The organism is Brevundimonas sp. Br13 (genome assembly GCF_055391505.1).
This window is the reverse complement of the sequence record NZ_AP044008.1, coordinates 1,888,992-1,909,926: the sequence shown is the minus strand read 5'-3', so window position 1 is coordinate 1,909,926 and position 20,935 is coordinate 1,888,992. Positions and strand designations below refer to the sequence as shown.

22 protein-coding genes and 1 pseudogene are annotated in these 20,935 nt (G+C 65.6%); 9 read left to right on the top strand and 14 right to left on the bottom strand.

Annotated features, from left to right (window positions below; translation table 11 throughout):
• Position 1: 1 nt before the first annotated feature.
• Positions 2–1,450: a hypothetical protein gene (locus tag ACZ5M6_RS09435; RefSeq protein ID WP_333895871.1), complete on the bottom strand. Its 1,449-nt coding sequence runs from the start codon at positions 1,448–1,450 to the stop codon at positions 2–4.
• A 179-nt stretch (positions 1,451–1,629) separates the two neighbouring features.
• On the opposite strand from ACZ5M6_RS09435, the gene ACZ5M6_RS09430 reads away from it, so the two are divergent.
• Both ACZ5M6_RS09430 and ACZ5M6_RS09425 read left to right on the top strand, forming a co-directional pair.
• Entirely contained in the window at positions 1,630–4,410 is a 2,781-nt protein-coding gene (locus ACZ5M6_RS09430; RefSeq protein ID WP_464158290.1) for a M16 family metallopeptidase, read from the top strand.
• Between the two features lie 115 nt (positions 4,411–4,525).
• A complete protein-coding gene (locus tag ACZ5M6_RS09425) occupies positions 4,526–5,788 on the top strand; it encodes a TonB-dependent receptor (protein WP_464158288.1) in 1,263 nt (420 codons plus the stop codon).
• An 82-nt stretch (positions 5,789–5,870) separates the two neighbouring features.
• On the opposite strand, the gene ACZ5M6_RS09420 is transcribed toward ACZ5M6_RS09425, so the two are convergent.
• The 3 genes from ACZ5M6_RS09420 to ACZ5M6_RS09410 all read right to left on the bottom strand — a co-directional run bounded on the left by ACZ5M6_RS09420 (position 5,871) and on the right by ACZ5M6_RS09410 (position 10,691).
• On the bottom strand, positions 5,871–6,887 hold the full coding sequence (locus tag ACZ5M6_RS09420) for an AAA family ATPase (RefSeq protein ID WP_152949986.1): 1,017 nt from the start codon (positions 6,885–6,887) through the stop codon (positions 5,871–5,873).
• 87 nt (positions 6,888–6,974) lie between these two features.
• On the bottom strand, positions 6,975–7,649 hold the full coding sequence (locus ACZ5M6_RS09415; protein ID WP_336966801.1) for a response regulator transcription factor: 675 nt from the start codon (positions 7,647–7,649) through the stop codon (positions 6,975–6,977).
• A 90-nt stretch (positions 7,650–7,739) separates the two neighbouring features.
• Positions 7,740–10,691, bottom strand: a complete 2,952-nt coding sequence (locus ACZ5M6_RS09410) for a TonB-dependent receptor domain-containing protein (protein WP_152951100.1) — start codon at positions 10,689–10,691, stop codon at positions 7,740–7,742.
• Positions 10,692–10,995: 304 nt separating this feature from the next.
• On the opposite strand from ACZ5M6_RS09410, the pseudogene ACZ5M6_RS09405 reads away from it, so the two are divergent.
• Positions 10,996–11,224: pseudogene (locus tag ACZ5M6_RS09405) on the top strand (IS5/IS1182 family transposase); the annotation flags it as partial.
• 358 nt (positions 11,225–11,582) lie between these two features.
• On the opposite strand, the gene ACZ5M6_RS09400 reads toward ACZ5M6_RS09405, so the two are convergent.
• The 5 genes from ACZ5M6_RS09400 to ACZ5M6_RS09380 all read right to left on the bottom strand — a co-directional run bounded on the left by ACZ5M6_RS09400 (position 11,583) and on the right by ACZ5M6_RS09380 (position 13,820).
• Positions 11,583–11,840: a helix-turn-helix domain-containing protein gene (locus ACZ5M6_RS09400; protein ID WP_191555522.1), complete on the bottom strand. Its 258-nt coding sequence runs from the start codon at positions 11,838–11,840 to the stop codon at positions 11,583–11,585.
• Positions 11,806–12,252 carry a hypothetical protein gene (locus ACZ5M6_RS09395; protein WP_201462505.1) on the bottom strand — a complete coding sequence of 149 codons (447 nt, stop codon included), beginning with the start codon at positions 12,250–12,252 and terminating at the stop codon, positions 11,806–11,808. Before ACZ5M6_RS09395 ends, ACZ5M6_RS09400 begins: the two co-directional genes overlap by 35 nt.
• A gap of 48 nt (positions 12,253–12,300) precedes the next feature.
• Positions 12,301–12,642: a hypothetical protein gene (locus tag ACZ5M6_RS09390; RefSeq protein WP_054765502.1), complete on the bottom strand. Its 342-nt coding sequence runs from the start codon at positions 12,640–12,642 to the stop codon at positions 12,301–12,303.
• A gap of 63 nt (positions 12,643–12,705) precedes the next feature.
• A complete protein-coding gene (locus ACZ5M6_RS09385; protein ID WP_464158284.1) occupies positions 12,706–13,347 on the bottom strand; it encodes a helix-turn-helix domain-containing protein in 642 nt (213 codons plus the stop codon).
• A gap of 215 nt (positions 13,348–13,562) precedes the next feature.
• Positions 13,563–13,820: a hypothetical protein gene (locus ACZ5M6_RS09380; protein WP_464158282.1), complete on the bottom strand. Its 258-nt coding sequence runs from the start codon at positions 13,818–13,820 to the stop codon at positions 13,563–13,565.
• A 227-nt stretch (positions 13,821–14,047) separates the two neighbouring features.
• Between ACZ5M6_RS09380 and ACZ5M6_RS09375 the strand changes: the two genes are divergently transcribed.
• Positions 14,048–14,740: a Crp/Fnr family transcriptional regulator gene (locus tag ACZ5M6_RS09375; protein ID WP_201462503.1), complete on the top strand. Its 693-nt coding sequence runs from the start codon at positions 14,048–14,050 to the stop codon at positions 14,738–14,740.
• Positions 14,741–14,744: 4 nt separating this feature from the next.
• Here ACZ5M6_RS09375 and ACZ5M6_RS09370 read toward each other — a convergent pair whose 3' ends face one another.
• The gene (locus tag ACZ5M6_RS09370) at positions 14,745–15,920 is read right to left on the bottom strand and encodes a zinc-dependent alcohol dehydrogenase (RefSeq protein WP_152949981.1); all 1,176 of its coding nucleotides are present in this window, start codon (positions 15,918–15,920) and stop codon (positions 14,745–14,747) included.
• A gap of 28 nt (positions 15,921–15,948) precedes the next feature.
• Complete coding sequence (locus tag ACZ5M6_RS09365) at positions 15,949–16,518, bottom strand: SRPBCC family protein (RefSeq protein WP_054765498.1); 570 nt, start codon at positions 16,516–16,518, stop codon at positions 15,949–15,951.
• A gap of 122 nt (positions 16,519–16,640) precedes the next feature.
• On the opposite strand from ACZ5M6_RS09365, the gene ACZ5M6_RS09360 reads away from it, so the two are divergent.
• Positions 16,641–17,447, top strand: a complete 807-nt coding sequence (locus ACZ5M6_RS09360) for an SDR family NAD(P)-dependent oxidoreductase (RefSeq protein ID WP_152949979.1) — start codon at positions 16,641–16,643, stop codon at positions 17,445–17,447.
• 3 nt (positions 17,448–17,450) lie between these two features.
• Here ACZ5M6_RS09360 and ACZ5M6_RS09355 read toward each other — a convergent pair whose 3' ends face one another.
• The gene (locus ACZ5M6_RS09355) at positions 17,451–18,170 is read right to left on the bottom strand and encodes a Crp/Fnr family transcriptional regulator (RefSeq protein ID WP_054765496.1); all 720 of its coding nucleotides are present in this window, start codon (positions 18,168–18,170) and stop codon (positions 17,451–17,453) included.
• A gap of 53 nt (positions 18,171–18,223) precedes the next feature.
• On the opposite strand from ACZ5M6_RS09355, the gene ACZ5M6_RS09350 reads away from it, so the two are divergent.
• The gene (locus ACZ5M6_RS09350) at positions 18,224–18,472 is read left to right on the top strand and encodes a DUF6894 family protein (RefSeq protein ID WP_201462500.1); all 249 of its coding nucleotides are present in this window, start codon (positions 18,224–18,226) and stop codon (positions 18,470–18,472) included.
• On the opposite strand, the gene ACZ5M6_RS09345 is transcribed toward ACZ5M6_RS09350, so the two are convergent.
• Complete coding sequence (locus ACZ5M6_RS09345) at positions 18,469–18,597, bottom strand: hypothetical protein (protein WP_257720131.1); 129 nt, start codon at positions 18,595–18,597, stop codon at positions 18,469–18,471. The two genes, ACZ5M6_RS09350 and ACZ5M6_RS09345, sit on opposite strands and share 4 nt — an antisense overlap.
• Before the next feature lie 203 nt (positions 18,598–18,800).
• Here ACZ5M6_RS09345 and ACZ5M6_RS09340 point away from each other — a divergent pair, with 203 nt between their 5' ends.
• The 3 genes from ACZ5M6_RS09340 to ACZ5M6_RS09330 all read left to right on the top strand — a co-directional run bounded on the left by ACZ5M6_RS09340 (position 18,801) and on the right by ACZ5M6_RS09330 (position 20,168).
• Positions 18,801–19,043 (top strand): DUF378 domain-containing protein, encoded by a 243-nt coding sequence (locus tag ACZ5M6_RS09340; RefSeq protein ID WP_054765494.1) that lies wholly within the window; start codon positions 18,801–18,803, stop codon positions 19,041–19,043.
• Positions 19,044–19,184: 141 nt separating this feature from the next.
• Entirely contained in the window at positions 19,185–19,403 is a 219-nt protein-coding gene (locus tag ACZ5M6_RS09335) for a hypothetical protein (protein WP_191555517.1), read from the top strand.
• 138 nt (positions 19,404–19,541) lie between these two features.
• Complete coding sequence (locus ACZ5M6_RS09330) at positions 19,542–20,168, top strand: TetR/AcrR family transcriptional regulator (protein ID WP_054765492.1); 627 nt, start codon at positions 19,542–19,544, stop codon at positions 20,166–20,168.
• Here ACZ5M6_RS09330 and ACZ5M6_RS09325 read toward each other — a convergent pair.
• The gene (locus ACZ5M6_RS09325) at positions 20,165–20,929 is read right to left on the bottom strand and encodes a prepilin peptidase (RefSeq protein WP_464158278.1); all 765 of its coding nucleotides are present in this window, start codon (positions 20,927–20,929) and stop codon (positions 20,165–20,167) included. The two genes, ACZ5M6_RS09330 and ACZ5M6_RS09325, sit on opposite strands and share 4 nt — an antisense overlap.
• Positions 20,930–20,935: the final 6 nt, after the last annotated feature.

Here is a 20,935-nt window from a genome sequence, read left to right as displayed (position 1 = left end):
CTCAGTCGCTGCTCGCATTTCGCCGGGTGAAATAGTCGCGCGTCAGACGCTGGTCCTGCGGCGAGGTCGCACGGGGCGCCGTGCGTGACGCCTCGCCCCGGGCCGCGCCGCGGTCGCCGGCTTGACCCGCAATGACAGGAAAGGCCTGAGGCGCGCCGTCCCGGGTCGTGGTGCTGGTGCGGCCGGGACTGGCCATGCCGGCCAGACGATCCTGCATCGGAGTGGCGAGCAGCAGGCTGGACACGCCCCGCCCCTTCTTGGCGCCGGCGTCGGCGCCGCTGCGCTGGCCGGACTCGCCTTGGCCGCCGCTCTGTTCGCCGCCCTGTTGATCTTGGTCGCCGCGACGGCTGCGGCCGCCCGGCTGTTTGCCCTCTCCGCTCTGCCGGCGCCCCTCCCCCGATCGCTCGGGCTCGGCCTGACGGGCCGAGGGCGCGTCCTGACGCCCGCCCGCCGACTGTCCGCTGCTGGCCGGCGCGTCAGCCATGTCGGACTGGTCCTGATTGCCCGCCTCGCCGACCGGGGCCTGGTCGTCCGGGGTTGTGCGTGCGGCCTCCGGCTCGGCCGCCATGGCGCCGCGAGAAGAGCCGTGCCCGGACATGCCCAGCGCGCCGCGTCCGACGCTCTCGCCGCCGCCCGCCGCCGCTTCGCCGCCCGACCCCGGCTTGCCCGGCGCACGCGGACCGCCGGCCGAGCTGCGGTCCGGGCTCAACAGGGCCGCCAGGCGGCGCAGGATCGACGATACGCCCTCCCCCTCGCCGGCCTGCCCTGCCTGACCGCCGCTGCGGGGGACGGCGACGGCGCTGTTCGCGTCGAAATCCCGAACGGCCGGCGACGCCTTAGACGCAGCCGTGGCGACAGAGGCGACCGCCGGGGCTGCGGTTTCGTCGGCCGGGCTCTGGATCGGGTTCGCCCCGGCCCCGAAGCCCGGAATGAAAAAGGCCGAGGCGAATAGCACGAAGGCCAGAAGAAGCCAGAGCCACAGCCGCGACGGGCGAACCGTCAATACCGGCGTGGAGACGACCGGCGCGTTCGCCGCTCGATCAAGCCACGGCGACGCCTCCTGGAGGGCGGCGCTCTGAAAGGAGGAGCGGTCGGCGATCCGCGAAAACTCGTCGGCCGTCTGTATCCGGTCCTTGATGCCGAACCTCTGGTCCAGGCGGGCGAGCGCAGCAGCACGTTCGATCGACTGGGCGCGCCGCACGCCCAGATAGGTCACGCCGCCCACGACGAGCGGCGGCAGGACGACGGCGGCGAGACCGACCACGGGCGATGGGCGCTGGATCAGGGCGGAGAGCACAAAGACCACCCCCCCGACGGCCGAGGCGGGAGCGGCCCAGGCGAACGCGCGCGACACGGCCTGGCGACGCGCCTGATCCAGGATCAGCCGCAGCCCCTTGGCCTCGAGCGCGTCCAGACGCAGCCGCAGCCCTGTATCGCCCCCCTGAATCATCCGCTCCAACTCGAACCGCACACGCGAAACACCCTGAAACGCCTAGGCCGGGCAGCTTGCACCAACCTTACGGGACGTCCGGGCCCAGACGAAAGCGTGCGCCCGCCGCAGCGGCAAGGCTGGGGCAAGCTTCGCATGTTTGGTGGGCCGGCAGAACGCCATAGATCAAGGGGTCGACCGTGCATCCATTCGTCAAGACGACGGCGAGCGTCGCCCTGGCTGCCCTGCTGGTCGCTGCCGGCCCGGCTCTGGCGATCGGCCGAGCCGAAGCCCAGAGTCGAGCCCCGGGACGGGCGGAACTCGGCAGGGTGCAGATTCCCTACGAGCGCTTCACCCTGCCGAACGGGCTTACCGTGCTGGTCTATACCGACCGCACCGCCCCGAGCGTGTTTGTCGGCGTCTGGTATCGGATCGGATCGAAGGACGAGCCGGAAGGCCGCACCGGCTTCGCCCATCTGTTTGAACATCTGATGTTCCAACCGACCCGCAACCGACCCACCGAATATTTCCCGCCGCTCGAGGCGGTCGGCGCGACGGGGATCAACGGCAGCACCACGGCCGACTACACCAACTATTTCCAGACCGTTCCCTCCAACGCGCTCGACCGCGCGCTTTGGATGGAGGCTGACCGGATGGGCGACCTGGACAGCGGCATGACCCAGGCTCTGCTCGACGAGCAGCGCGCCGTGGTCAAGAACGAGAAGCGTCAGGGCGAGCTCGGCCCAGGACAGGCCGCCGAAGCCCAGTTCCTCCGGGGCTATTATCCCCCCGACCATCCCTATGCCCACACGACGATCGGTTCGATGGAGGATCTGGATCGCGCCACCGTTGAGGACGTCAAGGCCTGGTTCGCCGCCAACTACGGGGCCTCGAACGCCGTTTTGGTTCTGGCCGGCGACATCGACGTCGCAACAGCCCAAGAGAAGGCGGCCCGCTATTTCGGCCGGGTGCGTCAAGGCGAACCGATCAGCCGCCCGACGCTTTGGACGCCCCCGATGCCCGACATCCGGCGCGACGTGGTCTACGAGAACATCCCTGTCGCCGTCCTGACCCGCACATGGCCCCTTTCTGCCGCCGCCTCTCGCGACAACACCCTGCTCCAACTGGCGGCCCGCAGCCTGGCGGGCGGCAAGGGCACGCCCCTGCATGACGCCTTAGTGGAGGATAGGGGTCTCGCTTCCAGCGTTTCCGCCTCGGTCAACGAAGGTCAGCTGGCCGGCGCCTTCAGCCTCTCCGTAGAGCTGAAACCCGGGATAGAACCCGAGGCGGCGGACGCCGCCATCGACCGGGTCCTGGCGGACTTTTACGAGAAGGGCCCGTCGGCCGAACGGCTGGAGACGGTCGCTTCGGCGACGGATCTGTCGCTGCTGCGGATGCTCGAGGACAGCGCCGCCATCGGGGCGTGGTTGGCGGAGGGGGAAACCACCCGCGGCGACCCGACCTACTTCCTCAAGCAACGCGACTGGATTCAGAGCCCGAGCCGCGACGAGATCCGCGCCCTGACCGCGCGGACCCTGTCGCGCCCCTATTACGAACTGGTGCAACGGCCGGCGCCGAAGCCGGCGCGCGCGCCCGACGTCGCCGGCCTGGCGGATCCTACGCGGATGCCCGAACCCGGCCCTGCCGATACGCGGATCCAGTTTCCCCGGATCGAAGAGACGGTCTTGCCGAACGGTTTGAGGCTGGTGGTGGCGAACCGTCCCAATCTTCCCGTCGTCGACGCCCGGCTTCAGTTCGCCACCGGCTCGATGGCGGAAGACGCCTACGGCCGTGGCGCCGCCGCCCGGGCCTTCAGCCTGATGACCGCCGGGACAAGACGTTACGACGCCGAGCGTCTCGCGCGCGAAGCCTCGCGAATAGGGGTTAATATCGAGGCGGGCGCGCAGGCTCGCCAGAGCGGCGTCAGTTGGTCAATGCTGAGCGCCCGACTGGACGAAGGCTTCGCCCTGGCCGCCGAAGTCGTTCGCCGCCCCACCTATCCACAGCGCGAGATCGACCGGGCCCTGGAAGGGGTCGGTCCGCAGTTCGACGCCTATGAACGCAATCCGATAAACGCCGCAGGCCCTGTCTACGCGCGTGCGGTCTGGGGCGAAGGACATCGCAACGGCCGGATCGGCACGCGAGCCGACGCCGCCGAGGTGTCGCGTGACGCCCTCCAGGCTTTCCACGACCGCGAACTGGGCCCGAACAACGCCACCCTCTATCTGATCGGCGACATTACTCTCGACCAGGCGCGCGCGGTGGCCGGCAAATATTTCGGCGACTGGCGCGCGACCGCGCCGACGCCGCTGGCGCCCCTCGCCGACGCCGCTGGAACACCGGGTCGCGTCATTCTGGTCGATGCGCCCGGAGCAACCCAGACAAATGTAATGGCCGGCCACGTCGTCGACGCCTTCGACCCGGACCAGTCCGCAGCCGAGGCTCTGGCCGATTCCGTCCTGGGTTCGGGTTTCAACAGCCGCCTGAACATGAACCTGCGCGAAGACAAGGGCTGGACCTACGGCTTTACTGGGGGCGTGTCGGACGCCCCGGTCGGCCAGCGCCTCTTCACCGTCAGCGGCGCCATCGAGGCGGAGCACGCGGCCGAGGCCATGGCGGAGATCCGCAAGGAGATCGCCGACTTCGTCGACGCACGCCCCGCCACGCAGGACGAGATCGACCGCGACCGGACCGCCCGCATCTTGGCCCTTCCGTCGGCCTTCTCAGGCAACGCCGCCTTCCTCGGGTCGATCGTCAGCTCGGCCGCCTACGGCCTGCCCTATGATCGCGCCGCCTCGTCCGGCGACCGGCTGTCGGCGGTCACCCTGGATCAGGTCCAAGCCTGGTCACGCCGGACCTACCGCCCCGAACAGCTGACCTGGGTTGTTGTCGGCGACCTTTCGAAGATTGAGACCTCTGTTCGCGCCTTGAACTTCGGGCCGGTCGAGGTTTGGAACATCTACGGGGCCAAAATACGCTAGACGGCAGCGACACGCTCGGCCGGGTCTTGCGCACCCGGTCCAGATCTTCCCTCCCCCACGGTTCTCGCCCGAATGGCCTTGTGTCCTCTCTGCGTCATGATCCATCGGGGCGAATATGGACGCGAACCGCAAGCTGAAGACCCTGCCCACGGGAAATCTGATAGCGAATCTGTCCGTGGACCATCGGCTGAGCTGGTCCGATACGGAACGAGCGACGGTCGAAGCCGACGTGGTTGAAGAGGATCGCACCACCCGGACCACCAGTCTGCGCGGCAATATAGTCGTTCCACTGTGGCGCCGGATCGACGAGGATGGGGAGCGTCAGTTCGGTCCTGGCGAGGTTTCACTCAGCCTCGGCGGCAATCTGCTAAACAGCTCCATAGGCGAAGGCGACGGGTTGGATCTCGATCTCAACTGGACCCCGATCGAGGCGTTGAGGCTCAATGCGGGATATGCGACCGCGAACGCCGCTCCGACGACCGACCAACTCTATGCGCCTCTCGTCTACGGCGATCCTGTCTCGGTGTTCGATCTGGTGACCGGCCAGGCCGTACAGGTCACACCGCTGCTCGGCGGCAATCCGGACCTGAGGGCGCAGCGATCGGATCGCTTGTCGGCGAGCGTCAGCGCGGGGCCCCTTACAAAAACGGGGCTTTTCCTGAACCTCAGCTACGGTCGAAACGAGACGCAGGACGGTGTCGGACAACTGAGCGAACCGACCCCCGCGCTTGAGGCCGCCTTTCCGGAACGCTTCATCCGCGACGCCGAGGGTCGGCTCGCCTTCATCGACCGCAGGCCGCTGAACCTGGCTTCCGCGACATCGGAGGACCTATCCACTTCGGTCAGTCTGGCCTTGCCCTTGCCGCGGGGTGAAGATGAGGAGCCGCAGAGCCTTCAGATCAACCTGAATTACGCCTACCGCCTGACGGATCGCTCCCGTTTTGGACCCGGCGCCCCGGTTCTGGACCGGATCGCGGGCGTCGGCGGCGGCCTGCCTCGCCAGACCCTCTTCCTGAACGCCGAAACCCGGCGGGGCCGTTGGAGCCTGAGCACGAGCGCTCGATGGCAGGCGGGCTACCGATCTCTGCGAGGGGACGCGACGGGACCGGACGACCTTGTGGTCGACGGCTTCGCGGCTGTGGATTTCCGGCTCGGCGTCATCCTCCTACCCTCCGAGTTACGCGCTCAAGGGTCAACGGCGGCTCCGCGATCAGGTCGCTTGGCCGGCGGCGGCCAGATCACGGTCGAGGTTCAGAACGCATTCGACACCCGTCCGGAGGCCCGCCTGGGCGACGGCCGCCCGGCACCCGGCTATGGCCGAGACGATCACGATCCCATCGGACGGCAAGTTGGCATCCAGTTCGCCAAGCGCTTCTGAGCCCTAAAAGAAAGGCGCCGCAGGGAAAGCAGGACCCTGCGGCGCCTCGGACATCCGTGCCGACTGACCTTTATGGGGACCGTCAGTCGGTGGCGTACGGACGTTTGACGTGGGCCAGGACATCCTCCAGCAGGGCGTCGGCCGTGAGATTGTTCGCCTGGGCGTGATAGTTGACCACCAGCCGGTGCCGCAGGACGGGCATGACCACAGCCGCGACATCGTGGGTGCTGACGGCAAAACGATCATCCAGCAGGGCCTGGACCTTGGCGGCCAGCATCAGGCTCTGAACCCCACGCGGAGAGGCGCCCAGGGCCACGCTGCGATTGACGCTGTCGGGCGCATAGTCGCTGCCCGGCTGGGTGCCCATGACCAGGCGAATGGCATAGGTCTTGGCCGCCTCCGTCACGGGCACCTGACGCACGACAGCCCGCATCCGTTGCACCGTCGCGGCGTCGGCGACGGGATTCAGCACGACGTCGTGCCCCGCCGTCGTGCGATCAATGATGGCGTGATAGTCGGACTCGGACGGGTAGCCGACGACCAGCTTGAACAGGAACCGGTCCAGCTGCGCCTCGGGCAGAGGATAGGTGCCCTCTTGATCCACGGGGTTCTGGGTCGCCATGACGCAGAAGGGTTCCGGCATCTTGATGGTGCGGCGGCCGACCGTGACCTGGCGTTCCTGCATCACCTCCAGCAGGGCGGACTGGGTCTTGGGCGTCGCGCGGTTTATTTCGTCCGCCAGCACCAGGTTGGAGACGATCGGCCCCTGCTGGAAGGTCAGTTCATGCCCCCCGCCGTCGGTTTCGGTCAGGACCGTGGTGCCGACGATGTCGGCCGGCATCATGTCCGGCGTGAACTGGATGCGCGAGAAGGGCAGATCGACCGCTCGGCTCAAAGAGGCGACCAACATGGTCTTGCCCAGGCCCGGCACGCCCTCCAGCAGCACATGGCCACCGGCCATAAGGGCGGTCAGGACGCCGTCGACGACATCCGCCTGGCCGACGATCATCCGGCCGACTTCGGCGCGGATGTTGATGAAGGTCTCCTTGAACGCGGCGGCCTCCTGTCGGGCGCGTTCGACATCGTCCTGAGACGTCATGGAATATCCGGATTCGTAAGCCATAGGAGTGGGTGTCTCATGCTTGGCTTGCACCAGGCTGACGCGATCTGAGATCGAGCGGCGATGTCAGCTGTCTTCGGTTAGGCAATAGCCCAGGCCGCGAACGGCCTGGATGCGCACCTTGTCGGTCCGCCGCGCCAGATTGGTGCGCAGACGCGAGATTTGCGACTCGAGCGAGTTGGCGTTGACGACCTTGTCATAGCCGTAGACCCTCGCTTCCAGCGTTTCACGTTGGATGACGGCGCCGGGGCGCGCCATCAGCGCCTCCAGCACCAGGGCTTCGGTGCGTCGCAGGGTCAGGGGCGTCTCGTCCACGAAAAAGACGCCGCTTTCCAGGTCGTGCATCAAAGGTCCGAACCGGCGCGTCTCCCGTCGCGTCTCGATCGGCCGCCTCAGCGCCGTGCGGATCCGCGCCAGCAATTCGCGCGGCTCGAACGGCTTGGCGATATAATCCTCGGCCCCCGATTCCAGCCCCTCGACCCGATGATCGATCGAGCTGAGAGCCGTCAGGACGATGAACCTCTGGCGCCGGTTTCTCTGTTCGGACCAGGCGATCAGGGAGACCCCGTCCCCGTCCGGCAGGCCGCGATCCAGCACGACCAGATCGAACCCGCCGTCATCCAGGGCGTCACGCGCCATGGCCAGGCTGGTCGCCACATCGACGACGAAGCCCTGCTTCTCCAGATAAAGCACAAGGGTCTCGGCGACGTCGGCGTCATCCTCGACAAGCAGCAGTCTCATGAGCCCCTCGACGGCGATGGAACGTCGGCTCCGGCGTAACCGAACCGACAAGGGGGCGCCCGCCTGAGCCGCCGCCCCCTCTTCATCCAGTCAGAACGTATACTGGAGTTCAAGCGACAGAGTCCGTCCAGCCGCATTGTAACGTGCCGCATCGTAGGGAAGGTTGTACACGACCACGAACGGCGGCTGGGCGTCGAAGATGTTGCGCCCGGCCACGTTTAGCCGCGTATTGTTCGCGACCTGCCAGGCGAACGTCATGTCGAACGTGAGGAAGTCGTCGACCTCCTGCTGGTCCTTGGGATTGGAGATGATCCCCGCAGCGGTAGTTATGGCGTAGTCGTTTTGATAGCTGGGCGTGTAATAGGCCCAAATATTAGCGCTGAGATCGTGGTAGTACCACCCCAGAGAGCCGACCACCTTGTACTCGTCTGGCCCTAGGATCGACCCCAGGGTGGAAATCTTGGCGGTGTTTTCAAACGCCTGCTGTTCTGACATCAGGTTGTCGAGGACGTTCAGACGCGGTTCGAACGTGCCCCACTCCGTCTGCCACAGATAGCTGATCTCATAGTTGATGGAGGCGAACTCGGAGCCGAGGATGTTGAAGATCTGGTTCTGTTGGCGAATGATCCGTCCCGTCGCATCGCGCGGATAGAATTGTTCGATTTTCAGGACCTCGGCGCTCGGCATCAGGGTCAGCAGTTTCTGAAGAGTCGCGAACTCGTCGTGGATCACCGTGTGATTGTAGGCGACGTCTACCGCCAGCCCTTCCAGCCGCCCCTTTGGCCGCCAAGTCAGCCCGAAGGCCTCCTGTTCGGACGTCTGAGGACGTAGGTCGGGGTTGGGCGCACGCACGACCTGGGCCGTATAGGCGTTGCGGGTCGGATAGAAGGATATGCAGCCGATGCAGCTGAACAGAGGGTCGTCGAAGATGGTAGTGTTGAACGTCGAAGAACCCTGCACGTCGAACAGCTGCGTGAACGGTGGGGCCTGGAAGGCCTCGCTCCACTTGGCGCGGAAGGCCAGCCCTTCAAAAGGCTCCCAACGCAGACCGTAGGACGGCGTCGTGCGCGAGAAGGTGTTCTCTCCGAAGATCAGCTCCCCGCCCTGATCGATGGGAACCTTGTTGACCGTACCGACCGCGCCATAGGTCTCATAGGTGTCGTTGCGGGCCGCCAAGGTGAGCGTCAGCGACCGCGCCAGGAAGCGGTTGTAGTCCGGACCGAAGATTGGCACCGACAACTCGCCGAAATAGGCGTAACGATCCCGATCAACCGCTTCGCCCGTCTTGACCTTGACCTCGCTGCTGTCGACGCCGTCGCTCGCGTATTCCGCGCCGATTGCGTAATAGACCTTGCCGGCAGGCAGGGTCTTGAGCACCCCGTTCATCTGGATGTCGTAATTCTCCAGACGAGAGCTGCGGTCCTCGCGAGCGTCGCGGTAATAGAAGTCCACCACGCTGGAGCCGCCCCCATCGACCGTGGATTTCCAGGGATTGAAGGCGAGAGTCGGATCCGCGCTGGTCAAGGCCCTGCACTGGCGGTCGAAGGCGTCTTGAATGCCGGGACGAACGTCCGCCGCATAGCGATTGTTGGCGAGCATGAAGTTGTAGCATGACACGCCGGTGGGAGACGCTGAGTTGCGGCGCAGATCAACCAGGTTGCCGAAAACCATTTGCTGTCCGTCCGATTCGGACTGCGACGTCGTGTAGTTCAACTCGATCCGGCTGTTCTCGCCCAGTCGATAACGCAGGCCCGTATTGAAGTTCCAGGAATCGTAGGTGTTGGATATGTTGCCGCTGGGCAGGATCCCAGCCTCGACCTCGGCCTTCGGATTGTAATAGACCGTGACTCCCGGCTGGAAGCTGCTGAAGTAATAGGCCGGGAATGGATTGTAGTACTGTCCGGGCGCGAGGTTGATCGACAGCCTGGAGAACTCGATCTCCTGCGTATTCTTGGCGCGAGAATATAGGCCGTTGGCGAAGATGCTGAGGCGGCTGGTCAGATTCTGCTCGAAGCTCAGCGACAGGCTCGTGTTTTCGGTCTCATTGCCGGCGTACTTCGGCACAAAATCGGGAAGAGCCTCTCTTCCGACGGTCACCATGTCCGACATTGTAGGACGACCGGTGAAGCCGGGACGAACCGTCAATCCCTGCGCGTTATTGACCAGCCCCCCCGTGGAGGGGTCATAGGCCATCGTGCTTCGGTCGATCACCCCGGGCTGCAAGCCCTGTGCGAACGAGCGACGATCATAGTTGGGGTTCCCGCCGTAATAGCTGGAGTAGTCGTTGGTGACGTAGCCGACGTCGCGATTGAGGATCGGATCACGACGTGAATGGCTCAGGGTGCCGGACAGGTTCCCGCCCCGCCAGCTGTAGCCCGCGAACAGGCTGACGCTGCTGTTGTCCGCCCCGTTGTTGGAGTTTTCGACCTGGCCGGTCAGGGTGGCGCCGACGAAGTCTCGCCTCAGGATGAAGTTAATGACCCCCGCCGTTGCATCCGCCCCATAGACGGCCGAAGCGCCGCCCGTCAGAATCTCCACACGTTCGACCGCGCTGAGCGGAATGCCGTTCAGATTGACGAACCCGTCCTCGATCCCCGCAGCGCCGGCGACGCGGCGACCGTTGATCAGCACAAGCGTGTTGCCCGCTCCCATGCCGCCCAGGTTTGCGGCCGAAACCCCTAGGGCGCCCAGACGCGACACCGGCGCTGTGCGATTCTTCAGCGGCCCCTTCGCCCGATCGTTGGTAAGGGCGCCGACATTGGCGACGTTCTGAGGAAGCGTGCGGATCAGTTCCTCAACCGAGGTGACCCCTCTCGCTCGTATTTCTTCGGCGGTGATCACCTGGACATCGGCCGTAACGTCGCCGTTCTGCAGGCGGCTGCCGGTCACCTCCACGGCCTCGATGACGGCGGGTTCGCTCGACGCCTCGGCGGATGTCGCCTTCTGAGCAGCGGCAGCGCGCGCCGCCTGTTCAAGCGTGGCCTCGGTCGAGCTCTGGGCCCAGGCGCCGCCCGCCGATGCGCAAATCATCAGGGCCAGCATCGAAGTACTCATCGGTCTTGCAGTCATGTCATCCCCCTGCCGGTCGTACCGGCGCAGCTTCACCTCCGAGCGACAAACCCTGAGGACTGCAGCCGAGGACGGCCGTAGCCACGATTTGTCGCGACACCGTCACCGTTACGTCGTGAAGCTTGCACCAATCTGGCTGCGGAGCGCCGCTCTGCAAGCGGCGTCGCTTTGCCGACGTCACAATGGAAAATACATGCGAGATGAAACATCGAGGCCACACAATCGGCACGATTAACCCCCGAAACGCCGTTCTAAACCCGACACTGCAATGGGCTAGGTCTTCATCCGGATGATGGCCGGCCTGTCCGGGGCTCAGACCGAACGCCGCACGGTCATGATCGACGCGACCTATCTCAAGGGCACGGCACGGCTTCGAGCCTGCGGGCAAAAAAGTCGGGCTCGGGCGACTGATCGGACGCACGCAAGGCGGCATGAACACCGAGCTTCACGCCGTCGCCGATGCGAACGGAAGGCCCACTAGCCTCTTCATGACGGCGGGTCAGCTCAGGGCTCCGGAACGACAGGGGAGCCGGGGGCCGTCTGTGACGTCGGTGGCGGCCGGTCCTGAAAGGCCGACTTCGTCGCTCCTGGTCCGCCCCCGTTCGGACGCCGCATCTCACGCTTCAGGTTTACGAGCAGGAGAATGGCGCCGCCGCGGCTTGGGACGACAGCTCTCGCTGGGTTCGCTTCAGCCCACGCCGCCGGACAATAATCAATTATATCAATATTTTAAATCGAGCAATTTCGCTGATTTTGCGGGTTTTGGAGAGCCCACATCGGCATCTCCTAATCAGCGGGTGCACAGTTCGAACCTGTGATCACCCACCATCGTCGCCCTGCTCCATCAGGACTTGTCCGACGCCTTCAGGCGCGACCGCTGACCGTGAGGTCGCGGGGCGGAAGGACGTCTTCCAGGTCGGCGTGGAGGGCGCGGCAAAGACGCCAGAGGGTGGCGCTGTAGACCTTCCCCCTGCCCGCCTCGATGGCCGACAGCTCCGCAATCGAAATCGCACTGGTCCTCGCCAGCTCGGAGAGATTCAACCCCATCTCCCTGCGCAGTTCCGACAGGCGGTCGCCTACATAGCGGTCAGTCGCATCGATCGGTTCGGCCGTCATGCTCATGGGCGGCCTCCGATCGCAGAAGCCCGGCGAACAGGGCGCAAAGCAGACCCGCGAACAGCACATAGGAGGTGCTGATATAGGCCCGGCCGAGAATCTCCGGATTGAGCGCGAAGCTGAGATGCGTCACCGCCTGGGCGAGTTGGAACGCCGCCGCCCAGACCAACCAGCGCGCGGGCCTGCGCCAGGCCATCGCCGCCAACAGCCCCAGATAGGCTGCGTCCACCCCCATGATCAGCCACTGGGCGGCGTCGGGGTTGGCGCGATCCTGCACCAGGGCGCTGAGCACCGACCCCGCCACCATGCCCAGGGCCGCCAGCCGCGCCGACCCGTCGCCCTTCCAGAGGGCGACGAGAAGGCAGACCGCCATGGCGACGGTCAGACCGATTTGCAGCGGCGTGTGTAGCGATTGCATAGGTCTTCGTGGCGCGCGCCGTCCGACCTTGCAAGTCCAGCGTCACCATCAGGCGGCGGCCCGAAGACGAGCGGTCCTGGGCTGGTCGGTTTCGGGCTTGCCTGTCAGCGGCCCCATCAGTCGCGTCTCGCGCCCAATGAGCGCCGGCGCGGCCTGTTCCAGCGCCGCATGGGCCGCCACCAGACGGGCTCGCGCTTCGCCGAAAGCCCGAATGGCCTCGGTGGTCTCCGAAACGGCCTGAGCGGCCAAGACGGCCGAAAGGCGATGATCCAGCCGCGTCTCCGCCATCAGGCTGACGAGGGCGCTCGCCGCCATCAGACCTTGGTCGGCCTGGTCCTCCGCCCGAAACAGGGCGTTCGCGATCGTTTGCGCGATTTCAAGTCTTTGCATTGTCCGCTCCCCGACGCCGAGCTGTCGGCGCCGCATCAACTGTTGATCAGCGGAAAGAGAGACCTAGCGGCCGGACAGCAGACGATCGAGCGCTTGCACAGCGAGCTGAAGCTGCACACTGCCTCCGAGAATGGCGGCGAGAACGGCGAGTGCGACGGCGGCGAAGATCGGAATCATCGCCAGTTCACGAACTCGCTCGGCAACGCCGGCCTTCTTGGCGGCCGATCGTTCTCGCTGGGGAGAACGAGCGCGATGCAGAGTATCTCGCGCATCAAATCGAGCGGCGAGAGATAGGGCTGAAGGGTCCGTGTCAGATCCAGCAACCGCAGAGCCGTCTCGCGTTCCTCGTTCGTCGCCGCCAAATCCTCGAAGATCGCCTCCAGCTCCTCCCATGTGACGGGCGGCAGATGACATCCCGAGTGCGGCATCCGGGCCTCCTTTCCGACCGTCATCAGAGACGGCGTCGGGAGCGGTGGGCAGGGGGAATGACGCCCCTACGGAATCGTCCCGTAGAGGTTCGAAATAGAGGCGCGCCGCTTGCCGGCGGCTGCTGACGCCCAGTTTGCGACAGGCGTTCTCGATATGCTTGTCTATGGTCTTGGCGGAGCGGCCCAATTCGAGCGCGATCTCCTTCGACTGAAGACCGTCGCGCACACGGCGCAGACAGGCCGCCTCCATAGGCGTCAGGCGCTGGGCGGCGTTCACCGATGTCGTCGTCTCGGACACCTTAGCCGACAACCGCCCGAACCATCGTCGCTAAATCGTCTCGCCCAAACTGCGGAGAAGCGTCGTCGATGTTTGTCGGTTGGTCGGGCATGGTTCACTCGTCTGCCGCCCGACAAAGCCGTCAACCCTCCTTCAGCGCAACGCTTCAGCTTACCCAGGTCAGTCTTCAGCGCGACCCGGCGCCGGCTGCGGCGTCAGCTGGCGGGAGGCGGCCCCTTTGCCGCCGCGCCCGGCGTGATCTCGGCGAAGGCCTCCGCCTGGGAGACGGGCGGCAGGGCGTCGGCCTTCTGCAATCCGTCATCGACGACCTGGCGAATGGCGACGATCCGCTCGCCCGCCTTCATCAGAGGCGCGGCCGCGTCGGCCGCCTGGACATCGGTCTCGGACGGAACGCGTACGGTTCGCGTCACCCCGCCTTGCTCAAGGTCTATCTGGTAAAACTTCATCGTCATGGCGCGGCTCCTTCGTCTTAAGGAAAGGCCAGCCGCTGCGGCGGGTTCCGCGGCCTGAGAGGCGTCGTCCATGCCCCGCCTCGGTCGAGGCAGGCAGGGTTCGCCCCGCCTCCTCGCCCTGCGGTCCGGTCCGAGCGGGAAAAAAGAATCGCCCAAGGCGCAGCGATCGCCGCCCTCGCTTAACCCATGTGAATGCCTTGGCCTTACGCGCCGTGCAGGGTGGGTGCATGTATGACGCCGCTTCAGCCCTCGCGGTCTCCTCGGGCGATCCGATTTCGGAAGACCATCGTCCGCAAGGCGTGCGGGATCACCCGGTGCTGCGGCTGATGCCGGACGAGGTCCAGGATCTGGTCCGACAGAAGGGTCAGATGCGGAGCGGCCGCGCCGGGGAAAGCCTGGAAGGGCGTGCGGCGGTGGGCTTTGTGCTGGACGGCGCCTTGGCGGCCTTCGACCGCAAGAACATGGCCTGCGTCGGCCTTCACGGCCGAGGCGCGATGTTCGGTTGGGAAGCCTCGTTGGCCTCCGCCTTCTATCCCGTGCGTTTTCTACCTCTGATCGACACCCACTGGATCGAGGCGCCGGCCGCCGAACTGTCGGACCTGATGGGGCAGGCCTGGGTCGAACACGTCTTCGCCCGCCATGCCTTGGACCGTCTGTCGCGGGTGCAGGCCGAGGCGGCTTGCAACGCCGTCCACCAAGTGCCCCACCGCACGGCCAATTGGATTCGCCGTCTGTACGAGACCTCCGGCCCTGAACTGCGCACAACCCAGTCCATCCTGGCACAGGCCATGGGCGTTCAACGCACCAGCGTCAATGCGGCCGTCAAGGCCCTGGAGCGGGACGGCGCGCTGAAGCTGTCGCGGGGCCGGATGATCGTCACCGACCCCGCGCGCCTTCATCGCTTCGCCTGCGGCTGCTGAAGCCTCAGTGCGGCTTCAGGACCACCTTGGTCCATTCGTTCTGGTTTTCCTTGAAGTTCTTGTAGCCCTCGGGGGCCTGTTCCAGCGGCAGACGGTGGCTGATCAGGTCGGTGGTGTCGATCTTGCCGTCCAGCACCAGTTGCAGCAGTTGCGGCAGATAGCGCTGAACATGGGTCTGGCCGGTCTTCAGCGTCAGCCCCTTCTCCATGAAGGCGCCCACAGGCCATTTGTCCGCCACCCCGCCGTAAACGCCTGGGACCGACACCGTTCCGCCCTTGCGCACCGCCATGATGGTTTCGCGCAGCACGTGGGGACGGTCTGTCCCCAGCCGGGTCTCCTGTTTGATCGCATCGACGATATTGTCTGGCGAGAAGCCGTGGCTTTCCATGCCGACGGCGTCGATGCAGCTGTCGGGGCCCAGGCCGGCCGTCATCTCCATCAGGGCCTCGCGCACCTTGACCTCGTGATAGTTCAGCACCTCTGCGCCATTGGCCTTGGCGAGGGCCAATCGGTTCGGGTGACGGTCGATGGCGATCACCCGGCCGGCGCCCTGAAGGATGGCGCTCTTGATGGCGAACAGACCGACCGGTCCACAGCCCCAGACCGCGACGGTGTCGCCGGGCTGGATCTGGGCGTTCTCCGCCGCCATCCAGCCGGTGGGATAGATGTCGGACAGAAACAGGACCCTCTCGTCGTCGATCCCGTCGGGAATCTTGATCGGGCCGTAGTCGGAATAGGGCACGCGCGCATATTCGGCCTGTCCCCCGGCGAAGCCGCCGGTCAGGTGCGAATAGCCGAACAGGCCCGCGACGGAGTGGCCGTAGGCGATCTCGGTGGCGTCGGCCTTGTCGGCGGGATTGGAATTGTCGCAGGCGGCTGGCATCGACCGTTCGCAGAAGAAGCACTGGCCGCAGGCGATGACGAAGGGGACCACGACGCGATCGCCCTTCTTCAGGCTGGTGTTGCCTCGGCCGACCTCCACCACCTCCCCCATGAACTCATGTCCCAGGATGTCTCCGTTGGACATGCCGGGGATCATGCTGTCGTAGAGGTGTAGGTCCGAGCCGCAGATGGCGGTCGCCGTGATCTTGATGATGGCGTCCCTGGGATTGACGATCTGGGGGTCAGGGACCGTATCCACCTGGACATTGTGTTTGCCGTGCCATGTGAGGGCGCGCATTTGGGCTCCTTGGTTCGAGGGAAATGGATCAGAGGTGGCGCGAGGCGCGGGGCGCCGCCTCGGGCGCCTTGGAGGTCGAAACCTCCCCCGTCTCCATCAGCTGTTTGAAGCGGCGAAGCTCGCGCCGGGCCTGAACCCGCGGCTCGCGCTGCATCACCTTGGCGACCACCTTGCCCACCACCCCCGCAGGCGGATCATAGCTGATGAAGACCCGGACCTCCGTGCCGCGACCGAAGGGGTTGTCCTTGAAATCGACCCAGCCCTCGTGATCGACGTCGGAGCCCTCGGAAGAGGTCCAGGCGATCCGCTCGCCCGGGCGATCCTCGGTGATCTCGCAGACCAGGTCGAAGTCGGCGCCGGCGGGGCCGGCTATGGTCCATTGCGAGCGACGCCCGTCCAGAATTTCGACGGCCTTCACATTCTCCATGAAGCTGGGCAGGTTTCGAAACTCCCGCCAGTAGTCATAGAGTTCCTGCCTCGGCCGGTTGATCAGGGCCGCACGCAGACTTGAAGAGTCATGGTCGCCCTCTTGCCGATCCTCTTCAAGGAAGGCGGTCGATCCGACGTCGGCGTCGGTTGAAACGTCACTATAAGACATGGACTTAGCTCCGATCGGCTGAACGTGGTGAACCGAGCGGCGCCGGCTTCGTTCCGTCGAGTCTTGGACGGAACACAGGGCCCAGGCGTGAGTTGGTCAGGCTGAAAAGCCGGAGTTCATCAATGACCGACGCCCTGGATCAAACCGCTGCAGAAACCGTTCGGCCGCTGGCCGTGGTCACCGGGGCCTCATCGGGCATCGGCTACGCCTTGGCCAAGCTGTTCGCCCAGGACGGCTACGACCTGGTCATCGCCGCCGACACCCCATTGGCTGAGGCGATGCAGGCGCTTGAGGGATTGGGCGCCCATGTCGAGGCCCTTCAGGTCGACCTGGCCTCTGAAGAGGGGGTGCAGTCCTTGAGAGCGCTGATCGGCGAGCGCCCGATCGACGCCCTGGCCGCCAACGCCGGTCACGGGTTGGGCCGGGCCTTTCTGGACCAGCCGTTCGATGAGATCCTTCATGTAATCAACACCAACATCACCGGGACGGTGCGTCTGGTCCATCTGATCGGCAGAACCATGCGGGCGCGCGGCCAAGGCCGCATCCTGTTCACCGGCTCGATCGCCGGCCTGATGCCGGGCAGTTTCCAGGCCGTTTACAATGGTTCGAAGGCCTTCGTGGACAGCTTCTCCCTGGCCCTTCGCAATGAGCTGAAGGACTCAGGGGTGTCGGTCACCGTTCTGATGCCCGGCCCGACCGACACCCGATTCTTCGAGCGCGCCGACATGATGGACACTAAGGTCGCCCAGGGCGACAAGGCGAACCCGGAGGATGTCGCAAAGGCGGGCTATGCGGCCATGAAGCGGGGCGACGGCGACGTGGTGGCGGGTCTCGGCAACAAGGTCCAGGCGGCGATGGCGGCGATCACCCCCCAGACCGTCCTGGCCGAAAGGCACCGCAAGATGGCGGAGCCTGGCTCGGGCGCCTGAGGCTTAAACCGCCTCCTTCCAGAGACGAAGATATTGGGGGTCGAACTCTGCGACGCGGCTCAGCCCGTCCCAATCCTTGATGACGGCGCGGCCGTCGCGCACGTCGAGGAGATCGGCCGCCCTCAGCGCCATCAGGGTTCGGTTCACATGAACGGACGACAGGCCCAGAACATCGGCCAGATCATTCTGGTTAAGGGGAAAGTCGAAGCTCCCTTCGGCGGTTCGCCCCACCGGCTCCAGCCGGGTGAATATCTCGCAGAAGAAGTGGGCCATGCGCGCCTGGGCGTCCTGACGTCCCATGCCGACCAGCCAGACCCGGTGGATGGCCGCATCCACCACCGTTTCCAGCCAGAACATTCGCGCCAGATGGGGATCGCGCGAGGCCAGTCGGCGAAGAGCGGAATGGGGGATGGTCGCTAATTCGCAGTCGGAAATGGCCATGACGCCGTTTTCCATCCGCTTCATAACCAGGCTGTGCAGGTCCAGAAAGTCGCCGGGCAGCCCGATCTGGGTGAACTGCCGCCCGCCGTCTCCAACAAAGGCGACCCGTCCGGCGTAACCGGACAGCAGCAGCAGGCTCGAGGTTTGACGCCGCTCCTCGCGCACGATCGTTTCCCCAGCGCTCGCCTGGAGACGCTCGACGGGCAGTCGAAGAATGGCCCGCCTCTGAGCCGGCGACAGATCGTCACGACGTTCGAACTTCTGGACGAGAACGTCCAGCATTGAACAAATTGAGCTAAGCGACATCCAAGCCCCGCCTCTCACGTATAGGCTCCATGAGGAAATACCGCCTGAAAATCGGCGTCGCCGGCATGGAGGAGCGTCTTCAGCTTATGGCTGGGGATGACAACGCGGCCCGATGCGAAGCGTTGCTGGCTGTGGGCGACCTGATCCGCGACCATGCGCTGAAAGGCGTGCACCAGACGGCGTTCACGCTCGTCCTGTTCCAAGACGGGGGATCGCCGATCTATGAAGTCCGGGTGGCGGCCGGCCCGCCGGACGATCCTCCGCCGCCGCTCGATTAGCGCAGGATCGCCAGGGCGGACAGGGTCGCCAGAACGGCCGCTCCGCCGAGGACGCCCACGAGGCGGAGCCGGCGAAACAGGCTCTCTATGTTCTGAACGAGGGGTGTGGGGTCGAAGGGCGGCAAGCGCGAGAATCCCGGACCGCCAATGTCGGCGTCCCCGCCTCAATGGGCGCCGCGCGGCCGCGTTGCTCCGTGTCGGCAAATGGACAATGACGACCGCAAGGGTTGCGGTCTGTCCGGTTTCCGCCAGAGGCGACGCGGACAAGGCGAGGATGGAACGGCCTGACCGGTCGAAGCTTCTTTCCTTACAATCACGGAGAAAGCTCATGAAAATCCTGAACCTCGTCACCCTCCTCCTCGTCATCGTCGGCGGCCTCAACTGGGGTCTGGTCGGCGCCTTCGACTTCGATCTGGTCGCCGCCCTCTTCGGCGACGGCTCGGCCCTGTCCCGCATCGTCTATGTGCTGGTCGGCCTGTCCGCCCTTTGGCAGATCATGCCCTTCCTCGCCGCCTTGAAGACCGATGAGGCCCGAGCGGAAGCCGGCGTGCGCGCGCCCGTCCGCAGCTGATCCACCTTTCAAGGATCTCTGTTCGGGATCATCGAAGGGCCGTCCGTCGGACGGCCCTTCTTCCGTATCGAACCAACCCATGTTGTTTACGACGCATCAGGGTTGTGCGAAGGCATCCTGGATAGAGGAGCCGCGCGTTCGATGGGTTTTTCGCTCACAGAGTTGAAGCAGGGCGCGGGGTACCGGGTCGAACCGACTGAAGAGGGCTTCGCCATCTTGAAGTCTGAACGGGATGACGCCGCCGCCTTCGACCAACTGGTGCGGGAGGTCCTGTCCAGCGCCGGGCGGGAATTCGTGGCCCTGCCCCGCCAGGACGCCGGCGCCGGATACGACGGCGTCTTCATCCTGCCGTTCGACTGAGGTCGAACCTTCCCGGCATTGGCCTTTTGCGAGTCGGTCGGCTAGGCTGCGCCGTATCGATTATGCGGGCCGTGTCGTCACGGTCGGCGCCGCCCTCGGGGCCGCCGCCGCATAGCACCTTTTTTCGACATTGGGGATATGGGCGACACGACCAACAAGCTGGGGCACAAGATCGGCGCGCGGGGCGGCCGGACCCGTCAGGCCCTGTTGGACGCCACGCGGACGCTGCTCAACGCGCGTCACTACGGCGAGATTCGCGTGGCGGACGTGGCTTCGGCCGCCGGCGTCTCGCCTTCGAATTTCTACACCTATTTCAAGTCGGTCGAGGAACCGGTTCTGGCCCTGTGTGAAGCGGCGGCGGCCGATTTCCAGGGTTTGGCCGCGCATTTCCAGACGGACTGGCCCGGCGACAGGGCCTTCGCCATCGGCCGCGCCTTCATTCTGGACGTGATGGCGGTCTGGCGCGATCATGGGCAGGTTTTGAGGGTCGAGCATATGTTGGCCGACAACGGCGAGGCGGCCTTTGTCGAAAGCCGCGTGCGCCGCCTGCGCCGCCTGCATCTGGCGATCGAACGGCGGGTGGCCCAGGCCCATGCGGCGGGCCTCCATCCCAAGGATTACAATCCCCGACTGGCCTCCTACCAGATCGCCTCCATCGCCGAATCCACCGCCGCCAGCTTCGACCTGCTGCGCCGCGCCGACACGCCCGAGGCCATTCTGGACACGGCGGCGATCATCATCGTCAAACTGACCACCGGGCGCTAAAGCCCCAGCGGCCCGTAAAGCCAGGTCAGCCAGATGCCGACGGCCAGAAAGACCCCGAAGGGCAGTTTGTCCGTCGCGCTGACCGAGCGGCGCACCACCAGCAGGCCGAACACCAGGCTGAGGCCCGCCGCCGAGGCCCAGAGAAGAACGCTGGGCAGGCCGATCCATCCGACCCAGGCCCCGGCGCCCGCAAAGAGGAAGGGATCGCCGCCGCCCAGCCCGTCTCGACCCCGGACCCGCTTGTACAGCCAGGCGACCAGCCACAGCCCGCCGAACCCGACGATCGCGCCGATCAGATGGGCGATCGCCTGGTCCCATCCCGACAGCACCGCCGCGATCAGTCCCGTCGCCGCCAGCGGTCCGGTCAGGACGTCGGGAAGCCAGAAATTCTCGCCGTCGACGATCGCGATCAGCAGCAGCTGCCATCCCAGGATCGCGGTCGCCGCCGTCATCAGGATCGATCCGCCGTTGAGGCCGGCCCAGAGACCCGTCCAGACGCCGATGGCGGCCGCCGCCAGCTCGATCAAAGGATACCGTGGAGAAATGGGCGCGGCGCACCGGGCGCAGCGGGCGCGCAACACGACCCAACTGAACAGGGGGACGAGTTCCCACGGCCTCAGAACCTGGTCGCACCCCATGCACCGCGACCGGGCGAGCACAATGTCCTCGTCACGCGGCAGGCGGACACTGACGGCCGCCAGGAAACTGCCGATGATCAGACCCAGAAGGCCCAGGACGACGGCGGCGAGGACAGGGCTCATCTCTGG